Annotated in this window: 20 protein-coding genes; 16 read left to right on the plus strand and 4 right to left on the minus strand. The window is 53.4% G+C overall.

What is annotated here, in order from left to right:
* From AYW79_RS12150 to yajC, 14 genes are all read left to right on the plus strand, one after another.
* Positions 1 to 551 (plus strand): ACT domain-containing protein (locus tag AYW79_RS12150; RefSeq protein WP_156493905.1); only part of this gene is annotated, 551 nt, incomplete at its 5' end.
* Positions 552 to 835: 284 nt separating this feature from the next.
* Entirely contained in the window at positions 836 to 1,765 is a 930-nt protein-coding gene (locus tag AYW79_RS12155) for a muramidase family protein (protein WP_067566376.1), read from the plus strand.
* A 70-nt stretch (positions 1,766 to 1,835) separates the two neighbouring features.
* The gene (locus AYW79_RS12160; RefSeq protein WP_067566380.1) at positions 1,836 to 2,849 is read left to right on the plus strand and encodes a phosphotransferase; all 1,014 of its coding nucleotides are present in this window, start codon (positions 1,836 to 1,838) and stop codon (positions 2,847 to 2,849) included.
* 49 nt (positions 2,850 to 2,898) lie between these two features.
* Positions 2,899 to 3,753 carry a nitrilase-related carbon-nitrogen hydrolase gene (locus AYW79_RS12165; RefSeq protein WP_067953436.1) on the plus strand — a complete coding sequence of 285 codons (855 nt, stop codon included), beginning with the start codon at positions 2,899 to 2,901 and terminating at the stop codon, positions 3,751 to 3,753.
* A complete protein-coding gene (locus AYW79_RS12170; RefSeq protein WP_231877921.1) occupies positions 3,750 to 4,607 on the plus strand; it encodes an NAD+ synthase in 858 nt (285 codons plus the stop codon). Before AYW79_RS12165 ends, AYW79_RS12170 begins: the two co-directional genes overlap by 4 nt.
* A gap of 11 nt (positions 4,608 to 4,618) precedes the next feature.
* Complete coding sequence (locus tag AYW79_RS12175) at positions 4,619 to 5,350, plus strand: YebC/PmpR family DNA-binding transcriptional regulator (RefSeq protein WP_067566382.1); 732 nt, start codon at positions 4,619 to 4,621, stop codon at positions 5,348 to 5,350.
* A gap of 39 nt (positions 5,351 to 5,389) precedes the next feature.
* Complete coding sequence (gene ruvC, locus AYW79_RS12180) at positions 5,390 to 5,950, plus strand: crossover junction endodeoxyribonuclease RuvC (RefSeq protein WP_067566385.1); 561 nt, start codon at positions 5,390 to 5,392, stop codon at positions 5,948 to 5,950.
* The gene (ruvA, locus tag AYW79_RS12185) at positions 5,947 to 6,573 is read left to right on the plus strand and encodes a Holliday junction branch migration protein RuvA (RefSeq protein WP_067566388.1); all 627 of its coding nucleotides are present in this window, start codon (positions 5,947 to 5,949) and stop codon (positions 6,571 to 6,573) included. The genes ruvC and ruvA overlap by 4 nt, the downstream gene beginning before the upstream one ends.
* Positions 6,570 to 7,574 (plus strand): Holliday junction branch migration DNA helicase RuvB, encoded by a 1,005-nt coding sequence (gene ruvB / locus AYW79_RS12190; protein ID WP_067566390.1) that lies wholly within the window; start codon positions 6,570 to 6,572, stop codon positions 7,572 to 7,574. Before ruvA ends, ruvB begins: the two co-directional genes overlap by 4 nt.
* 82 nt (positions 7,575 to 7,656) lie before the next feature.
* Entirely contained in the window at positions 7,657 to 8,403 is a 747-nt protein-coding gene (gene sigI, locus AYW79_RS12195) for an RNA polymerase sigma-I factor (RefSeq protein WP_067953434.1), read from the plus strand.
* Positions 8,400 to 10,040, plus strand: a complete 1,641-nt coding sequence (locus AYW79_RS12200; protein ID WP_143216202.1) for an anti-sigma-I factor RsgI family protein — start codon at positions 8,400 to 8,402, stop codon at positions 10,038 to 10,040. The genes sigI and AYW79_RS12200 overlap by 4 nt, the downstream gene beginning before the upstream one ends.
* 71 nt (positions 10,041 to 10,111) lie before the next feature.
* The gene (gene queA, locus AYW79_RS12205) at positions 10,112 to 11,152 is read left to right on the plus strand and encodes a tRNA preQ1(34) S-adenosylmethionine ribosyltransferase-isomerase QueA (RefSeq protein ID WP_067566396.1); all 1,041 of its coding nucleotides are present in this window, start codon (positions 10,112 to 10,114) and stop codon (positions 11,150 to 11,152) included.
* 37 nt (positions 11,153 to 11,189) lie between these two features.
* A complete protein-coding gene (tgt, locus tag AYW79_RS12210) occupies positions 11,190 to 12,317 on the plus strand; it encodes a tRNA guanosine(34) transglycosylase Tgt (RefSeq protein WP_082806704.1) in 1,128 nt (375 codons plus the stop codon).
* Positions 12,318 to 12,321: 4 nt separating this feature from the next.
* Positions 12,322 to 12,591, plus strand: coding sequence for a preprotein translocase subunit YajC (gene yajC / locus AYW79_RS12215; protein ID WP_067566397.1), 270 nt, complete (start codon positions 12,322 to 12,324; stop codon positions 12,589 to 12,591).
* A 105-nt stretch (positions 12,592 to 12,696) separates the two neighbouring features.
* Here yajC and AYW79_RS12220 read toward each other — a convergent pair whose 3' ends face one another.
* From AYW79_RS12220 to AYW79_RS12230, 3 genes are all read right to left on the minus strand, one after another.
* The gene (locus AYW79_RS12220; RefSeq protein WP_179123114.1) at positions 12,697 to 13,101 is read right to left on the minus strand and encodes a TIGR04086 family membrane protein; all 405 of its coding nucleotides are present in this window, start codon (positions 13,099 to 13,101) and stop codon (positions 12,697 to 12,699) included.
* A 57-nt stretch (positions 13,102 to 13,158) separates the two neighbouring features.
* Complete coding sequence (gene trmB, locus AYW79_RS12225; RefSeq protein ID WP_067566402.1) at positions 13,159 to 13,872, minus strand: tRNA (guanosine(46)-N7)-methyltransferase TrmB; 714 nt, start codon at positions 13,870 to 13,872, stop codon at positions 13,159 to 13,161.
* Between the two features lie 67 nt (positions 13,873 to 13,939).
* Positions 13,940 to 15,562: a glutamate synthase-related protein gene (locus tag AYW79_RS12230; protein ID WP_418251494.1), complete on the minus strand. Its 1,623-nt coding sequence runs from the start codon at positions 15,560 to 15,562 to the stop codon at positions 13,940 to 13,942.
* Between the two features lie 296 nt (positions 15,563 to 15,858).
* On the opposite strand from AYW79_RS12230, the gene AYW79_RS12235 reads away from it, so the two are divergent.
* Positions 15,859 to 16,566 (plus strand): DUF421 domain-containing protein, encoded by a 708-nt coding sequence (locus AYW79_RS12235; RefSeq protein WP_231877821.1) that lies wholly within the window; start codon positions 15,859 to 15,861, stop codon positions 16,564 to 16,566.
* 13 nt (positions 16,567 to 16,579) lie between these two features.
* On the opposite strand, the gene spoVB is transcribed toward AYW79_RS12235, so the two are convergent.
* On the minus strand, positions 16,580 to 18,187 hold the full coding sequence (gene spoVB / locus AYW79_RS12240) for a stage V sporulation protein B (RefSeq protein ID WP_067566407.1): 1,608 nt from the start codon (positions 18,185 to 18,187) through the stop codon (positions 16,580 to 16,582).
* A gap of 477 nt (positions 18,188 to 18,664) precedes the next feature.
* On the opposite strand from spoVB, the gene AYW79_RS12245 reads away from it, so the two are divergent.
* Positions 18,665 to 18,992: hypothetical protein (locus AYW79_RS12245; RefSeq protein ID WP_197467724.1), on the plus strand; the 328-nt coding region annotated here is incomplete at its 3' end.

Consider the following 18,992-nt stretch of genomic DNA (forward strand, 5'->3'; position numbering starts at 1 on the left):
GCACGGCCGGCGCTTTACACAGTGTCGCGCAAGAGCGCAATCGTACGCTTGCGGCGGTCGGGAGTTTTGAGGCGGGACGCGATCTGCCGCTTGTGCGCGTCGTTGAGGATGCGCAGGATCATCCGTACAATGAGACGCGGTTTGCGCTTCTGACGCGCCGCGCGACGGAGTTTCAAGAAGATGGATTTGCTTCGGTCGGGGAGGCGAGCGCCGCTTTGCCGCGCTTTTCTTATGCGGGGATCAGCCGCACTCCCGTGTACAAGAAGACATCGATTTTGCTCGAGCTAGGGGATGACCATCCTGGCGCACTTTTTGAAGTCTTGCGTGTATTGGCGCGGGATGGGATCAACCTTTCAAAACTCGAATCACGGCCGTCGCGACGGGGTCTTGGAAGTTATCATTTCTTTCTTGATTTGTTGTTGCAGGATGAACCAAGTGTTGTAGATCAAGCGCTCGCGGAGATCGCGACACTCACTGGCTTTGTTCTTCACCACGTCGGGAGCTATCCGTGTTTTCGCGAGGATGCCGATGAAACGGCTTCTCAGAAATAGCACATTGAAGTGGCGTGATTTGACAGATTTCGTCGAAAACGATAAGATGACTCGTAGTACCCAAATAAAAGTATAGAGAACTGTTGCGCCTTTTGGCTGTGTCAACTCCCCCCACACACTGCCAAGAGGCAAGACAGTTCTCTTTATGTTGTCCTCACGAGGTAAATGCGATCCGGGTCGACTCCTGCGAAATGCTGTCCCACGATGATACGCGCCTATTTTCCTGTCATTCTGCCCATCTGCGCATATAGTGCAAATGACTACGGACCTAGGAGGCCAATTGCATGAGAACGTACACCGTTCAAAGCGGTGATTCAATGTGGAAAATTGCAAACCGATTCGGAATCAGTCTCGACGCGTTGATTGCCGCAAACCCTCAAGTGATCAACCCAGATCAGATTCAAGTTGGCCAGATTCTTACCCTGCCTGTGACAGACGGCGCAGCGGGAACAAGTTATCCTGTCTCGGAAACGCCAGTCGGGCATGGCGGGTATCCCCTCGGCGGTACGCCTGTGGTCCATGTTTCGCCAAATATCCCTGTTTCACCTGTTGGCGGCTCGACCTATGTTGTAAAACCTGGCGATACGATGTGGAAAATTGCAAACGCCGTCGGGGTCCCGCTCAACAGTCTGATTGCAGCGAATCCGCACGTGTCCAACCCGAACATGATCATGCCTGGGCAAACGCTGATCATCCCTGGAGGGGTCAGTGGTACGGTCAATCCGATGACCTCCAAACAGTCACTGCTTAGCATGAAAGAAAAGATGACGATGCCAAAGGTGCAGGCGACGCAGCCGATCGTGCCGCCTGCACCAAAACCGGCGTTTCAACTGCCGCCGATCCATATCGACACCAATGTCCAGGTTCAAAAAATGCAGGTCAATCCGACACCACCGGCGCCCGCGCCGATGCCCACGCCAAAAATGAAGCCTGCGCCCCCGAGTGTGGCCAAATTCTATGTGCACGAAGAAATTGTGCAACAGGAGATCGAACGAGAGCCTATTGGGGAGCAAGTGATTTGCTGGGATCCTACCAATCCGCCGCCGCAAGGCCCAGTGTTTGAGGGGCCTGTCATGCCAATTCATCCGATGAATACGCCGTTCGTGACACCACCCACGATGTATGGCCCGGTATCAAAAACATTCAAGATGCGCGAGAGCAGTTCCATGTTTATGAATGACTCGTCTTGGTTCAGAGATTCGTCGCGCATGTAGCAGGATCACGTGCGGCGCGTCTGACCGCTTTAGGGTCACGCGATGTCGACGTCTCGAGAGGGGTGAGCAGGTGAGAGCAAGGCTTTCGGATGAGGCGCTTCATTGTCTTGAGGATGCGTACGATCTGCGCATCCGCGCCGTCGTCCCGATGCGTTCTGTCACAGGTATTCTGACCAATCGCGGTCGTCTCATTGTAAAGCGCTATACACCAGAGCGATATGTGCCGCTTGCGCGGCTAGAAGCACTCGCCAGTGTGCGCAAACAATTGGCGAGCGCGGGTCTTGTGCCGCCCTATCTTGAGACGGTGTCCGGGGAGTCTTTCGTTTGGCTCTCCGGACACCCGACCACCGTGGAACCGTGGCTGCGCGGTCGCCAGTCTGATTTTTCGATACGGGAACATCGACGGAGCGCGGCAGCGGCTGTGGCTCGCCTGCACAGTGTGCGAATTAGGATCCCTGGCATGCTTCGCCTCACGCCGTCTCTTATGCAAAAGCTCTCTCATCGCTTGAAACAGGCGTCACACCAGGTGGAATTGCGCGGCTTGCCGGGAATGACCGATGAGGCGTGGACTGCGCTTCGCAGACAGGCGGAGCAGCAATTGCGCGCACTCGTAGAGTCTGGTCTCGCCCGCCAACTTGAACGGGATCGGGAGGAGGACATTCTTTGTCACCGCGACCTTGCGCCGCACAATCTCCTCATGGAGGAAGGCGGCATTGCTGTGCTGATCGACTTTGATCTGGCGGGCCTTGACTCTCCTCTCTACGATTTGCATCAGATGATTGGACATATGAGTTACAGCGGTGTTTCGTTAAAACACATCTATGACGATGTACTTGATGCATACACCATGATCAGGCCACTTGCAAACGCACAAGTGGAGGCGCTGTGGCAACTCAGGGAATTTCCGATGCTCACACTGCGCGAACTCGGCGATGGACCAAAACGCCCGTCAAATGATCAGTGGGCACGTCTGTCGCGACGTATCGCATACGCTTTGAAGACGGAGCAGTGCGCGCTTCGCGGTGAACGCACACAAACCGCCGATGGAGCAAAAAAGATGCTATACTGCTACCATAAACGTTGAATGGACGCCGTTTTTCGATTTTTGCATCGCCAGAGAGGAAGTTGCAAACGTGCTTCGAGTGGGGATGGCGCAAGTGACACCGCGCCTCGGAGATCTTGAACAGAATCTAAAAAAGCACCTTGAAATGATCCACGCTGCGCGCAAGCAGGGCGCCTCCGTGGTCGTCTTTCCTGAGCTTGGGCTGACTGGCTATGCGTTGCGGGATTTGACGCTCAGTGTCGCGATGCGAGTGGACGATCCGCGTGTTATGCGACTCATTGAAGAGAGTGTCAACATCGACCTCGTGTTTAGCTTTATTGAAGAGAGTGATGATCACCGCTTTTACATTACATCCATTTACGCGTCAAAAGGACAAGCACTGCATCGGCATCGCAAGCTTTATCCACCCACCTATGGACTGTTTGAAGAACAGCGTCACGTGGCGCGCGGCGAGGATTTATCATCTTTTCAGACGTCCTCTGGCGCGACTGGACTTCTCATTTGTGAAGATGCGTGGCATCCCTCGACGCTCTACACGCTCTCGCTGACGGGGACAGGCGTCATCTACGTGATTGCGGCGGGTCCCGGGCGTGCGCTAAACGGCGCTTCCGACTCGTCATCCCAGCAGTTCTGGCAGAGGATGATTCGGACGCACGCGCAGCTTTTTACGACGTTTATCGTTTTTGTGAACCGCACTGGATTTGAGGATGGTCTGCACTTTTTCGGACATTCGTTTGTGGCAGGGCCGGATGGAGAAATTCTCTTTGAGGTGAAGGATGCCAAAGAAGGGTTGCATTTTGCTGATTTGGACGAGACGCAACTGCGCAGTGTGCGCTATCGCTCGCCGTTTTTGCGTGATGAGGATCCGGAGCGCGCGCTGCAACGGATGAAACAAGCGCTGCGGGCGGGGAGGGCGAACGGATGAACACCAACCTTCACGCTCACATGGAGCAGACACTTGTGCGCTTGCGCGAGAGTGTGCGCGCGACGGCGCCGATTCTCGTCGATTTTTTGCGCGACGAGGTTGAAAAAACGGGGTTTCACGACGTCGTCTTCGGGCTGTCTGGAGGCATCGACTCAGCGCTCGTCGCGTATCTTGCGGTGGAGGCGTTCGGCGCAGAGCGCGTTCACCCTGTGATCATGCCGTATCGACTGAGCAGTGCGGCGAGTTTGCGCGATGCGCAAGCGATCACTTCTGATCTCGGGCTAAAGGCAGATCTGGTGGAGATCACACCTCAGATTGACGCCTATTTTTCGCGTGACCCGTCTGCGAGTTTGCTTCGTCGCGGAAATAAGATGGCGCGTGAGCGGATGTCGATTCTTTTTGACCACGCGGCCGTTTATCGCGCGCTAGTACTTGGGACCAGCAATAAAACTGAACTTCTGCTTGGCTATGGAACGCAGTTTGGGGATCTCGGTTCTGCAGTAAACGCGCTTGGCGATCTCTATAAATCGCAGGTGCGGGCGCTCGCAGAACAGCTCGGTGTGCCTGCCGCGATTCTACACAAAGCGCCGTCGGCCGATTTGTGGGAGGAGCAAACGGACGAGAAGGAGCTCGGGTTTACGTATGATGAAGCGGATGTGCTTTTGCACCATTGGGTTGATCGGTGGCTGACGCGCGCGGAAATTGAGGCGCTCGGGTTTGCCCCGGAGTTGGTTGAAGGGGTGATGCGACGCGTTCGCCTGAATCACTATAAGCGCGTGCCTCCTGTCATCGCAAAACTCTCCAGCCGCACGATTGGCATCGATTTTCTCTATCCGCGTGACTGGGGAATGTAAGGAGGCTTTTTATGGCGGGTCACTCGAAATGGAAGAATATCGCGCATCGCAAAGGAAAACAGGACGCTTCGCGCGGGCAACTTTTTACAAAGCTGTGCCGAGATATCTATGCAGCGGCAAAGCGCGGTGGGGCCAATCCGGATGTAAACTACACGCTGAAAGTGGCGCTTGAGAAGGCGAAAGAAAACAGCGTGCCGAGTGATACGATTGCGCGCACGCTCGCCAAGGCAACAGGCACGCTTGATGGAATGCACCTCGAATCCTTTTTGTATGAAGGGTATGGGCCGGGAGGCTTTGCGGTGCTGCTTGAGATCTCGTCGAGCAATCGCAATCGCACAGCCGCGGAGATTCGCCATCTCTTTTCAAAGCATGGCGGAAGTCTCGGTGAATCGGGCTGTGTCGCCTGGATGTTTCTGCGGCGCGGTGCGGTGCGTGTCACGCTTGATGCACGATTGGATGAGACGGATCTGACGCTGTTCGCGCTTGAAGTGGGCGCTGACGATGTGCAGGAAGAAGAGGATGAATGCGTCTTTTACACGGAGCCAGAAGCGCTGTCTGAGGTTGAAAAAAGCGTGGTCGCACGGGGATTTCAACCGTCTGCAGTCGAAATCATTTACGTGCCAACCGTTGCCGCAAATGTTTCAGAAGAGGATCAGGAGCGGGCGGCGACGCTACTCACACTGCTCGAAGAACACGATGATGTGGATAACCTCTACACGAATGTTGATTTTTCTGCTTCGTAACATCAGTGAGTGAATGTAAAACGGGGTGGGAGGTGAAGCATGCGCATTCTAGGGATCGATCCGGGGTTTGGGCGTACAGGGTATGGCATCATCGATGTGCTCGGCCACTCGTACCGCATGGTGGATACGGGCTGCATTGAGACTTCGCCGAAAACGCCGATCGGGGAGCGTCTCGTCGCGATCTATGACGCGATCACAACGCTCATCCATCAGCACGCTCCGGATGAATTCGCCGTTGAGCAGCTTTTTTTTGCGCGCAATGTGACGACGGCGCTGACTGCCGCTGAGGCGCGCGGCGTGGTGCTTTTAGCTGCTCAAAAAGCGGGACTACCTGTCGGCGAATACACGCCACTCCAAGTGAAACAGGCGGTTTCAGGGTATGGGCGCGCCGACAAAAAGCAGGTGCAGGAGATGGTCAAGATTCTTCTGTCACTGCGCGAAGTGGTAAAGCCAGATGACGCGGCGGACGCGCTGGCCGTTGCCATTACGCACGCACACTTTGCCGTGTATAACGAGAATATGGCGCGCGTTCAGGCTTCTGCGTTGCAGTCTTCCGCGCTTTTGAAGCAGGCGCCGGCGACAAGGAGGAAACCGACATGATCGCACACCTTTTTGGCACCATTTCTGAGCGGGAGACGGATGCGGTCGTCCTCGACGTGGCGGGCGTTGGCTATCGCGTATATATGCCTAAGCGCGTACTTGACACGCTTGCTGTGGATGCGATGCAAAAACTCTATACGGTTCATCATGTGCGGGAAGATGCGATGACTCTTTATGGTTTTATGGAGCGAACGGATCGGGAACTTTTCTTGCGTTTGCAGACGGTGACCGGAATTGGACCGCGGCTGGCGCTGCAAATGATGAGCCACATGGCGACGGGTGACATTGTCCACGCGATGATTCACGAGCAGACAAAGGCGCTCACGGCGGTACCCGGCGTCGGGGCAAAAGTGGCGGGGCGCATTGTGCTCGAACTGAAGGATAAGGTGAACGATCTGCAGGATGGAGCAGAGCGCGCACAAATGCGCAATGATCGAGTCACCACAGACCCGAGCCAGGCGGGCGTTTACGCAGAATTGAGCGCGGCGCTCGCGGCGCTCGGCTACGCTGAACGCGAGATCGAGCGCGTGCTTTTGCAGCACATCCACGCGTGGGAGGCTCTGCCGCTTCAAGATGCGCTAAAAGCGGCGCTCAGGGTGCTCAGTGAGCGAGGTGTGCGATGAATGATCGAATCGTGACAGGTGAAATGCTTCAGGAAGACGCGCGGGAAGAGACGCTTCGACCGCGGTTTTTGCGCGAATACATTGGACAGGATGCGGTCAAAGAGAATCTGCGCATCTACATTGACGCAGCGCGAAAACGAAAAGAGTCGCTTGATCACGTACTCTTCTATGGTCCACCTGGTCTAGGAAAAACATCCCTTGCGCATATCATCGCCAATGAACTAGGAGTCAACATCCGTGTGACTTCAGGTCCTGCCATCGAGCGTGCGGGCGATTTGGCGGCGCTTGTGACAAGCCTTCAAGAAGGCGATGTTTTGTTTATCGATGAGATCCATCGTCTGCCGCGCACCGTTGAAGAGGTGCTCTATCCAGCGATGGAGGACTTTGCGGTGGATGTCATGCTCGGCAAGGGACCGAGCGCGCGGGCGCTGCGCCTCGATCTGCCGTCTTTTACGATGATCGGCGCGACGACGCGCGCTGGACTCTTGTCGGCACCCCTGCGCGATCGCTTTGGGGTGGTACTCAATCTCCGCTATTTTCCGGTTGAAGACCTGTCGCGCATTGTACTTCGCGCGGCGGCGATTCTTGGCGTCGCGATCGATTCGCAAGGGGCTCATGAAATCGCGCGCCGATCACGCGGTACGCCGCGTATCGCGAATCGCCTTTTGCGTCGGGTGCGCGACTTTGCGCAGGTGATCGGAGATGGGCGGATCGATCAAGAACTGGCAGTTGAGGCGCTGACACGGATGAAGGTTGACGCGTTTGGGCTCGACGAGTTGGATCATCGCATCTTGCTGTGCCTGATCGACCGCTTTCGTGGAGGGCCAGCTGGACTTGAAACGCTTGCCGCCTCGATTGGGGAAGATGCGGGGACGCTAGAAGATGTCTATGAACCGTATTTGCTGCAGTCTGGCCTCCTTTCCCGCACGGCGCGCGGACGCGAAGCGACGGCTGCCGCCTATGCACATCTAGGTCGCGTAAAGCCGGTAGACGAAACGTGAGGCACCCCAAGGCTCGACGAAAAACAGGCTACGGACAGAAAAGGCGATCGTTTCACGAACCATGCAAAAGGGGGTTCGATACGTGATCCGGATACCGTTTCGGAGAAATCCGACCGGTGATGCGACAAAGCTCCTGGGTCTGCTGGAAGATGCAAAAGCGGGTGATCGGCTTGCGCGCGACGCTCTCTTGCGGCAGTTTCAACCGTTTGTCCTACGCATCGCAAAGGACGCGTGTGGACGAAAGATTCGCGAGACGGATGAAGAATTTCAGATGGCTTTGCTCGCATTAAATGAAGCAATTGACGCCTATCGATCGGATCGGGGTAGTTTTGTCGCGTTTTCCGAAACGGTTATAAAACGACGTCTCATCGACTACTTTCGCGTAAGATCCAAACAGCGCGAAATTCCGTTTGCCGCATTCGACGAGGTTGACGAAGAGGGCGATGTATACAATGCGATTGAGAATGACACAGCACTCATGCAGCACGCCGTTGACGTTGAAACGCGCGATCGCGCAGAGGAAATCGCGCGCTATGCAATAGAACTACAGCGGTTTGGCATTGATATGAACGAACTGATTGATATTTGTCCGAAACACGATGATGCTCGACGAAACGCGGTGCACGCCGCGCATATGGTTGCCAAAACGGAAGCGCTACGCACGCTGTTTCTGGCGTCTGGCACACTTCCCTTAAAACAGTTAGAACCACTTGTTGAAGTCAGTCGAAAAACGCTTGAGCGACAGCGGCGGTACATCATTGCAGTCGTTGTTCTCATGCTTGGGGATTATGAGATGTTGCAGAGTTTTGTGGGGGAGGAACTGAGATGAGGGCGATAATAATGTCCTTCCCGGACGATGCGACAGCCGTGATCATGACTCCTCATGCAGGGTTTGAGAAAATCGCGCGCACCGAAACGATGCAGCTTGGTGAAAGGATAGACATCCCGGCGACGCTGCTTGACGGTTCACTTACACAACTGCGCGCGCGTCGTCGACTGCGAACGAGGACAGGCGCATTCGGCGCAGTAGCGGGGCTTTTTCTCGTCGCGTTTCTGTCGCTTTCGCAACTGATGCCGGCGTTTGCAAAACCTACGGCGTACCTGTCGATCGACATTAATCCGAGCATTCAATTCTCTGTCTCCAATCAGAACATCGTGCTCGGTGTAGCCGCGCTCGATTCAGACGGCGGGCGCGCGTTGGAAGGGCTCCATCTCGTGCATCTGCCGATCAAAACCGCGGTAAAGCGCTATCTTCAAAAGATTGCAACGCTCGGTTATCTGCACGCGCTAAGCTCAGTCATCGTAACATCAACGCCTGGCAATCATGTGGCGAGCACGCAACTGCAGAGTCTTTTAGCTCTGACGGATGCGTCGATTCGCTCAACCGTCGGTAAGAGGCAGGTGTTCGTCGCGTCATTTATCGCGTCACCGTCGCTCTGGCGTTTGGCGCAGCGCCTGCATGTCTCGCCTGGGCGACTCGCATTCTATGTCGAAGCGCGCCGGCGCGGCCTTCACGTCTCGTGGCGCGAAATCGAATCAGGTGCGCTCTCGCCTGCAGTCGGAGGGCGAGAGGTGGCCAATCGCATCGTGCAGACCGTGAGCAGCGACAAGACACTGTCCCATGTTCTAACGTTGGTGACCGCTCATCTGACGCAGAATGCGACGAAGAACACGTTTAAAAATGCGGTCATCGCGTCAGCGCCGCCACTGCCGCCGCTGCCACCGATTCAGGTTTCGAGTACGACCCGTTCAGCACCTGGATCGCGGGAAAATCCCGCAGGGCATGCAAAGGATAAAACGGGGGATGGAAAAACGCGTCCCGCTGTCGATCAAGCAAAAACACTTCCGTCACCTGGCGCAGGATCGTTGCAAACAAAGGTTCCTGCGATTTTGCCGGCGCTGCCGCCCATGACCGATGGACATCACCCCGGAGAGTCTGAGAAGCATCCGCGCGGAGGTGGCAGTGAAAAGATTCCGGGGAATTCGGATGGGAATTCGCTATCGCAAGGTGACGCAAAATCACATAGTGGATCTGATTCGCACGGCGATGGAAAATCGCACAAAACAGGTGACGGTACCGCGCAAAGCGAGCAAGGTACGCTGCCAAGCGTCGTCGTAGGGAGCATCACGCCGCCCTCGATCCGCCAGCCTAGCGCAAATGCGCAGGGAGGAGATGGACACCCGAAAAGCGGCGATGGCAAGCAACCTGGGAGTGACAACCTCGCAGGAAATGGATCTGATCACTCGCAGGGGGCGCCGATAACAGTCGCTGGACAAGGGGGGCTGTCACTGCCGGCGCTGCCACCGATCGCCCAATCATCGGATTCATCTACACAGGGGTCACGATCTTTGACATCCTCTGCGGGGTCTTCAGGCGATGCCGCTGTAAATGGAGATCAGCAGCACCAACCCTCGCAGGACAGCGGAAAAAACCACCATCACCATAAAAAGAATGGAGACGGTTGATCGTCGATCAATCGTCTTTTTGCTTCCCCATCAACCTATGGTATAGTGCATGTGCAAGAGGCGGTGTGAACGTGAAGACGGAAGACTTTGATTATCAACTCCCCGCGCACTTGATTGCGCAAACTCCGCTTATGAAACGGTCGGATTCTCGCCTGCTCGTTCTTGATCGAAAAGAGCAGGCGTTGGCGCACGCCCGTTTTTATGAGTTGGGTAATTACCTTCGCGCGGGAGATTTGCTCATTTTTAATGACTCGCGCGTGATTCCGGCGCGTTTGTTTGGTGAAAAGGAAGGGACAGGCGGGGTTGTGGAGATTTTATTGCTGCGACCGCTTGACAACCCTGTGCACTTTGAAGTTTTGGCAAAGCCGGGGCGACGCATCAAGACGGGTCAACGCATACGGTTTGGCGATGGAGCGCTTACGGGAACGATCATTGGTGAGGGTGAGGATGGGATCCGGCACATCGCTTTTGACACGGAACCAAGGATGTGGGATACCCTTCTTGAAACGCTCGGCGAAATGCCACTGCCACCCTATATTCATGAACATCTCGAAGATCGCACGCGCTATCAAACCGTTTACGCACGCGAAAAAGGATCCGCCGCAGCGCCCACGGCAGGACTTCACTTCACAGAAGAGTTGCTCGCATCACTCGCGGCGCAGGGCGTCGAGCGAGCGTTCGTCACGCTACACGTCGGCCTTGGCACATTTCGTCCCGTTCAAGTTGAGGACGTGGAGAATCACACGATGCATGCAGAGTGGTTTCGCGTTCCCGCAGAGACAAAACGTGCGATCGAGAAGGCGAAGGCGGAGGGGCGACGCGTGATTTGCGTAGGAACGACGTCGGTGCGCACGATTGAATCGGCGTGGCGGGATTACGGAACGGTGGCAGAGGATGGATCAATCCAAGGATTTACTGATATTTTCATTCATCCGAACGAACCGCTGCGCGTCACAGAGGGGCTGATCACGAATTTTCATCTGCCGCAATCGACGCTCATGATGTTGGTTGCCGCGCTGATCGGTCGCGAGCGGCTGCTTGAGGCGTATCGCGTCGCGGTGGCGATGGAGTACCGCTTTTTTAGTTTTGGTGACGCCATGTTGATTTTGTGATTATGAGCATCCTCTAAAGGGAAGGAAGAAATGTCCTTTGTCAGCGCTTCAGTTCCAACTGCTCAAAGAAAGCAAGGATTCCATGGCGCGCCGCGGACGCCTGACTACGCCGCACGCGGTCATTGAGACACCTGTTTTCATGCCTGTGGGAACGCAGGCGACGGTGAAGACGCTCAGTCCAGAAGAAGTCATGCAAACGGGCGCGTCGATTATTCTGTCCAACACGTATCATCTTCATTTGCGCCCTGGTGAGGAGATTGTGCGTGAGGCAGGGGGTCTGCACCGTTTTATGAACTGGCCGCGCGCACTTTTGACAGATAGCGGCGGGTTTCAGGTCTTCAGTCTCTCCTCGACGCGTAAAATCACGGAACAGGGTGTCCACTTCCGCTCGCACATCTCTGGCGCACCGCTTTTTATCGGCCCGGAAGAATCGATCGCGATTCAAAACGCGCTCGGTGCGGATATTATCATGGCGTTTGACGAGTGCCCCCCCTATCCGGCAACGCGTGAGTATGTATCTGATTCGCTCGCGCGCACAACGCGTTGGGCGAAACGCTGTCAAACAGCGCATGAACGAACGGATGATCAGGCTCTCTTTGGCATCGTGCAGGGAGGAATGTTCCGAGATTTACGCGCGCGCGCGGCAGAAGAGATCACTGCGCTCGATTTTCCTGGCTATGCGCTGGGAGGACTCAGCGTGGGTGAAGAAAAACCGCTGATGTACGAGATGGTGGAGTTTACGACACCCTTTTTGCCAAAAGATCGCCCCCGCTATTTAATGGGTGTAGGCTCTCCGGACGATCTCTTTGAAGGTGTTCTGCGCGGCATTGACATGTTTGACTGTGTCTTGCCAACGCGAATCGCCCGCAACGGCACCGTGTTTACATCGCGCGGAAAACTTGTACTTAAAAATGCGTCGAATGCGCGGGACTATTCACCGCTCGATGAGGCGTGCGACTGCTACGTGTGCAAAAACTATTCGCGGGCGTACATAAGACATCTTCTCAAAGCGGAAGAGACCTTCGGGATTCGCCTCACGTCGTATCACAATGTGCATTTTTTAGTCACGCTCATGGCACAGATTCGCGCAGCGATTGAGGAAGGTCGCTTGCTCGCACTGCGCAAGACATTCTTTGAAAATTACGGGTATCAGGTGGAGGGATAGTCAGATGTCAGTGAAACAATTAGAGGCGCTTATTCCTTATCTGTTTTTGTTAGGAATTCTCTATGTTTTTATTCTCCGGCCGCAACAAAAGCGCCAAAAAGAGAGAAACAATCTCATGTCGAGCCTTGCTGTGGGAAGCCAGGTGGTGACGATTGGTGGACTTCACGGTACGGTGACTGCAGTCGAGGGACAGACGGTGACGATTGCCGTTGATGGAAATACGAAGCTGACGTTTGAAAAGAGCGCGATCAGCCGCGTCGTTCCGCAAGCTTGACAGCCCTGCGTCAACAGGCAAGTGCACAGGGATCAAAATGACATACAAAAGGCCTGTCTTCATAAAGACAGGCCTTTTGTATGTCAAGAATCGTCAGAAAGAGAATCACGCGGTACGCTTCAGATTGACACCGATGACACCGCCGAAAGCGCCGATCAGTCCGAGCAAAAGGATGCGCAGGATTGTCTCTAACTGAAAGGTGGCACTAAAGTCGACTAAGCTCCCGACCAGCGCGAGTACGGCGCTAAAAATCATTGCGGTGATAAATCCGTAGTACCAGCCCCGCATCCCTGCACTGCGCGCGGCGCCGAGCGCGCCCGCCAAGGAAGAGAGGGCATTGATGGTGTATGCGGTGTAGGGGAGAGACGATTCGGATACGTTCGCCCACGTATAAACGCCCGCCATGATGAGCGTCAGAATTAAAAATGCGATAAACGCGACGATGACACCGTGTACGAGTGGTGAACCGTTTACTTCACTGCGGAAATGCGGCCAAAGCTTTGCTTTCACCATTCCACCTCCAGGCGGGATCAGGCCATTCCCTGTGACTTCGAGGGTTTGTCCCATCTATATGCCTGAGTGTCGCGGTGTATGACTTCGCACGCCTGAAAGTTCGTCACGCATTGGCGGTTGTGCGACGAGGTGGCAAATCGGCTGACCGAGCGCGCGGAATTTTTGTTCGTATTCGGTCTGCACGTAGCGACCTTCGCAAAGTTCAAACTCATCCTTTGCGACAGAGAGGTCGCGGGTTTCTTCAAGGAGCGTCCAACCACTTGCTACGAGCGTCTGCACGCTGTAGTCAAAGAGTGAAAGGTTATCCGTTTTAAATTCGAGGTGACCATCCTGTTTTAGAAATGAGCGGTATCGTTCCAGAAACCGCGGGTGCGTCAATCGCTTTCGGTCATTGCGTCTGCGCGGCCAAGGATCAGAGAAATTGAGATACAGACGGTCAAATTTAATCTGTGCGAGAAATTCAGGCAGACGTTCTGCGTGGATGCACACCAATTTTGCATTAGGGCATGCAAACTCGCGCAAGAGCGTCGCCGCACGCGCCACGATCGGGATATAGAGATCGACGCCAAGGAAGAGTTGATCACTGTTTCGCTGCGCCATGGTCGCGAGAAACGTCCCGCGCCCTGAACCGATTTCCAAGTTTTTAACCGCATGGGTTGCCTGACCTAACGCAGGCCACTGATATAGCGCCGGGTGATTTGCATCGAGCAGATAGGCGGACGCTTCTTGAAGCAATCCTGGAACTTTTTCTTTACCGCGAATGCGCACTGCCATTTCTCCTTACTCTATCAATGAGGTCGAATCTTCATGTGTTCTGCGCGATCCATCATTCGTGTTAACTAATTTCCTCGCTTTGATTTGGTACAGAATGAAGCTCTGGTTTTGGGTATGGAAATAATTCGGAGATTCGGACGGCTCGACCATGATCATTCTTATAGACAACATGTTCACGCGTAAACTCTCGTGGACTTTTTAATCCACACGCGGCTGCAAGTGCAAAGACACCCTCTCGCACCTGCAAAATATAATTCATGACTCTCCACTGTTTTTCACTTGGTACGAGAGCGGCTTGATACTTAGGGTCTGTTGTGGTGACGCCTGTAGGACATTTGCCTGTATGGCACTGCATGGCCATGATGCATCCATTGGCCATCATAAAGCCACGCGCAGAGTTAACGCAATCAGCTCCTAAAGCTAATGCGATGGCAACTTTGTCAGGGCTGATTAATTTTCCTGACGCAAAAATTTTTATCCGATCTCGAATGCCAAAACTTCGCGCTGCATCATCGACCATGATGAGGGCTGAGAACAAGGGGAGTCCTACGCTGTCCGCCATGGATTTAAAGGTCGCCCCCGAGCCACCTTCACTCCCATCTACCGTTAAGAAATCAGGATAGATATCCAGTTGAAGCATGGTTTGAAAAAAATGCTCCAGTTGTAATGCGTCACCTACGACGAGTTTAATGCCGACTGGTTTTCCTCCTATTTCTTGCAATTGACGGATGAAGAGCAACGCATCTTTTTCGTCTTTGAGAAATGGGAAGCGATTGGGGGAATTGATCGTTTTCCCTACGGGAACCTTTCGGATCATGGCAATCTTTTCTGTCACTTTTGCTCCTTCTAAATGACCTCCACGAATTTTAGCGCCCTGATGAAATTTCAATTCAAATGCTTTTATATGCTCTTCTTCAGCCTTTTTCTGGAACTCATCAAATGAAAAATTTCCGTTGTTATCCCGAAATCCGAATAGACCGGGACCAATTTGCGCGACCACATCAACATGACTCATAAGATGCTCAGGTGCGACACCGCCCTCACCTGTATTGATCCACGAACCGCCCGCCATAAAAGCTCCGGTACCTGTTGACAGAATGTAGTTTTCTCCAACTGAACCATAAGAAGTTGCCGAAGCGCCAAACATTCCTCTTAGCACCCATGGATGTTTTAGATGTTCTCCAATCACAATGGAATCTTGAACCTGAAGAAGCCATTTTTTAACCTGTTCATGATTTACTTTCTCATGTCGTGTGAAGAGACCCTCACGGACAATTTGGTATCTGTGTCCTTCCACACTCTCGGTGTTATCAACACGCAGCTCATTTGTTAAGGTCGGAAAAAGGTGATTTGATAAATAAAATCCCGAGAGATCATAATCTCGTTTTCCGCCAAAACTAATTAAATCTGTACGATATTTACTGGAGAATACAACAGATAGAAATTCATTTCTAGAAAATGGTTTACTGTCACTGTCTCCGTCAAACCAATACTGTCGGAACTCTGGACCGAGTTTTTCAAGGATATAGCGCAACCATCCTAAATACGGATGCGCCCGAACGACAGAGTGCTGGGGTTTTTTTGATAAGATAAAAAGGTAGATAAGTCCGCTGAGTGGTATGCCTAAGAAAATGACAATAAGGAGTACGAGTAAAATCAATGTGAGGATACCCAAGATGATCACGACCTCTTTCGAAAATTTAAATGGCTCCTGCGAATAATGGAAACGATTCGCAGGAGCCACTATCCCTATAAAGGCGGTTTCAGTATGCTTGATTACCTATTCTTGTCACATAAATCATAAAACAGCACACGAAGAATTACAAGCAGGTTTCGGTGATAGGAGTACGTAGCCTGTGCCCATTTTGGGGAAGTTTATTTTTACGTTACGTGGGCACTCTTTATTTAGACCTGATACGTGTTTGTAAGGTTCATTTGGCTTGTAATAGACCGTGATTTGTACTGGCGGGAGTGATGCGTGTGATTGTTTTGCATCTTTTGATTCGCACACTGTTTACGTATTTTATGGTGCTCCTCTCATTGCGTTTGATGGGGAAACGTGAAATCGGGAAATTATCCATCTTTGATCTTGTGGTTTCTATCATTATCGCCGAGGTCTCCGCCATGGCATTGCAGGATTTGCGGGTGCCGATTTGGCACGGTGCACTCATCATTTTCTTTCTTGTGGCATTTCAGATTGGCATGTCCTTTCTATCGATGCGGAATCGAAAAATTCATGATCTGATTGAAGGACGTCCAACTGTTCTTGTGGCAAACGGTGAGATTAATGACAGGGAAATGCGGCGCACGCGCTACAACATGAATGATCTTCTGATGCAACTGCGTGAGAAAAACATCGCGAATGTTGCAGATGTGGAGTTCGCCATTCTTGAGACGTCAGGCAAGTTATCCGTGTTTGAAAAGGCAGAGAAGATGCCTGCCACAGCGCAAGATTTGAGACTGCGCGTGGCAAAAACAGAGATGCCCATCTCCTTGATTGTCGATGGTCATCTCGATCATAGCAAGCTAGCGCAGATTGGTAAGTCAAAGCAGTGGCTTATCAAAGAGCTCAAGGCACACGGCATACAGAAACAAGAGAACGTTTTTTATGCCGCGTGGGATGGCGCAAAGCTTCATGTGGATTGTATGGATGATCCGCAAAAACCACGCGATGAAACGCTCCTGTAGTGGTGAGGCGCATTTATCGCGAAAACGGAATCAGGCGCGCTACGCGCGAGAGCGGGCGCCCGACGCCGGGCAGGCGCGCGAGTGTGTTTGCGGTGATCGTTCGCGTAAGGAGCAAGAGGATAAGGTAGATGAAAAAACCTGTGAATAGCAAAGCGCTCAGGGCAATGGAGCGTGACATCACGGTTTGGTAGATGGGCCAGAGCATGTGCATGCTGACGCCCATGAGAACGGTGCACAGCAGGGTCTTTGCTGTATCGCGCGGGTCGACGTAAAACCCGATGGCGCGGTGTACGGAAATCATGTGCAGGATGGTCGTGAGGGAGACGGCGATGGTGAGTGACCAGGCGACGGCGTTTATGTTGACGGACGGATTTGAGGCAAACATATAAATGATCAGGAGTTTGAAGCCAGAACCGATCAGTGAGTTGCGCATGGCGGTGGAAGCGCGATTGATGCCTTGCAAGATTCCGGAGAGCGGTCCTTGCAGATAGAGGAGAAAGCCACTTGGCGCCATGATGGCCAGGATGTGGCCAACTTGGGGTTGTGCATAGATGACGGTGCATAGGGGTGTTGCATACTGAAGCAGCATGAGCGATGTTGGGAAACCGATGAGTGCGGTGACGCGAAAGGACTGGGTCAGGCGGCGCGCGACGGTGCCACGCCGGCCGGATGCCACTGCTTCGGAGATGGATGGGACGAGTTGCACGGCGAGTGAATAGGTGAAAACGGTGGGAAAGACGAGAAGCGGAATGGCCATGCCGCTGTACGCGCCGTAAAGCTTGGTGGAAGCGGTGGCGGTGAGACCTGCCGTCAGCAACGCGCGCATGACGAGAATGGGTTCGAGCGCAAACGCAATTGAGCCGATTAAGCGACTGAAGGTCACGGGCAAAGCGATCTGCAGCAGGGCGCGCATCGTTTGCGCTGGCCGTTCGCCAGACGTATTGGCTAGTGGTTTGGCGGTCGGTGTTGGTAAGTCTAATTTTTTGACGGACGCGTAGCGACGGTATGCGTAATACATGTAGAGACATCCCGCGAGTTCGCCGAGAATCATTCCGGCGGAAACGCCTGCGGCAGCGTATTCGATTCCTTTTTTGAGCGAGAGTGCGGCGATGATCCAGACACCGATGATGCGGATCAACGTCTCAATGATTGATGCGACGGATGGGACACTCATCTGTTGCAAGCCTTGGAAATAGCCGCGCAATACGGAGGAGATCGCGATGATGCCGATGACCGGTGTCAGTGTGATCAAAGGATAGTACGCGCGTTTGTCTGTATACATATGGAGGCTGATTGTCTTCCCGTAGCGCAGCATCACCCAGGTGAACATGACAGCCATGATCGATGTGATGAAAAAGGAGTAGCGCATGACGCGCCTGATGCGCGTGCGATCTCCTGTGACGAGCGATTCGGCGACGAGTTTTGAGATGGCGATGCCCATGCCTGCGGTGACGATGGTGAGTACAAGAGTGAGGATGGGGAACACCATCTGAAAGAGACCGATCCCCTCAGGTCCAATCAGTCTTGTAAGCGCGATGCGATAGACAAACCCGAGCAGTCGCGTGATGAGGCTCGCGGCGATGAGGATGGATGTTCCGGCGATAAAGGATTGGCGCTTCACAAGCAACCTCCTTGAAGCGAGATCGATGGGTGGAGAATGGGCTGAGACAAAGAGAAGCACGGATCGCCGTGGAGTGGCTGTCCATTGAGCGTATGCGCCTAAGCTTAGGGTTAGTCCAGGGGTTGCTTTTGCGAGGTCTATGATTGACGAGCAGGTGGAGGTTTGTGGTTCCTCTTTTATGCAAAAACACACTTCCCATATCAAAAATCGTTCGCTATAATGTGCACTCATTCAACGGATCATGGGCATACCAGACAACAGCACTGCATTCGGGTATCATTCCCTTATCGTGGTCGTATCAAGGATTGCACAGTGGGCATAGTGTCAATCGTTTTTATCTTGAAGTGCCATCTTAGCCATCATTTTGTGACTAAGATGGCATGTTGCATGTCATGGTGAATAAAGAGGTTGCGTCACAGCGTGTCTAGTGAGAAAATATACCTGAAGAGGACGAGCGGTGTTACAGGAGGTTGGCGAGTGGCCAACGAGGATCAAAAGCGTGGCGTGTTAAAAATTTTTGGGCGTGAAATGGATCAGGCTCAGCATTTGCATGAGGAAATACCGGAATACGAAGCGTCGCTAGAGCATGTGGATCAGGTTGATCGCTTGGATGGGTTGAAGCAGGACGATCCACGGATGAACGTACATAAATCTGCGCGTGAAGAGGAATTGACGAAGGGGAAACGCCTGATTTTTACGCGTGTGTCAAACCAGCGTGAGGTAGAAGCGGTAGAAGCGGTAGAAGCGGTAGAAGCGGTAGAAGCGGTAGAAGCGGTAGAAGCGGTAGAAGCGGTAGAAGCGGTAG

This window comes from Ferroacidibacillus organovorans, assembly GCF_001642725.1.
GTDB classification, from domain to species: Bacteria; Bacillota; Bacilli; order Alicyclobacillales; family SLC66; genus Ferroacidibacillus; species Ferroacidibacillus organovorans.

Bases quoted from the DNA above. Each gene is read 5' to 3' on its own strand.
- AYW79_RS12175 (WP_067566382.1), top strand. From the start codon at position 4,619: ATGGCGGGTCACTCGAAATGGAAGAATATCGCGCATCGCAAAGGAAAA.
- AYW79_RS12155 (WP_067566376.1), top strand. From the start codon at position 836: ATGAGAACGTACACCGTTCAAAGCGGTGATTCAATGTGGAAAATTGCA.
- AYW79_RS12170 (WP_231877921.1), top strand. From the start codon at position 3,750: ATGAACACCAACCTTCACGCTCACATGGAGCAGACACTTGTGCGCTTG.
- ruvA (WP_067566388.1), top strand. From the start codon at position 5,947: ATGATCGCACACCTTTTTGGCACCATTTCTGAGCGGGAGACGGATGCG.
- ruvC (WP_067566385.1), top strand. From the start codon at position 5,390: ATGCGCATTCTAGGGATCGATCCGGGGTTTGGGCGTACAGGGTATGGC.
- AYW79_RS12200 (WP_143216202.1), top strand. From the start codon at position 8,400: ATGAGGGCGATAATAATGTCCTTCCCGGACGATGCGACAGCCGTGATC.
- ruvB (WP_067566390.1), top strand. From the start codon at position 6,570: ATGAATGATCGAATCGTGACAGGTGAAATGCTTCAGGAAGACGCGCGG.
- yajC (WP_067566397.1), top strand. From the start codon at position 12,322: ATGTCAGTGAAACAATTAGAGGCGCTTATTCCTTATCTGTTTTTGTTA.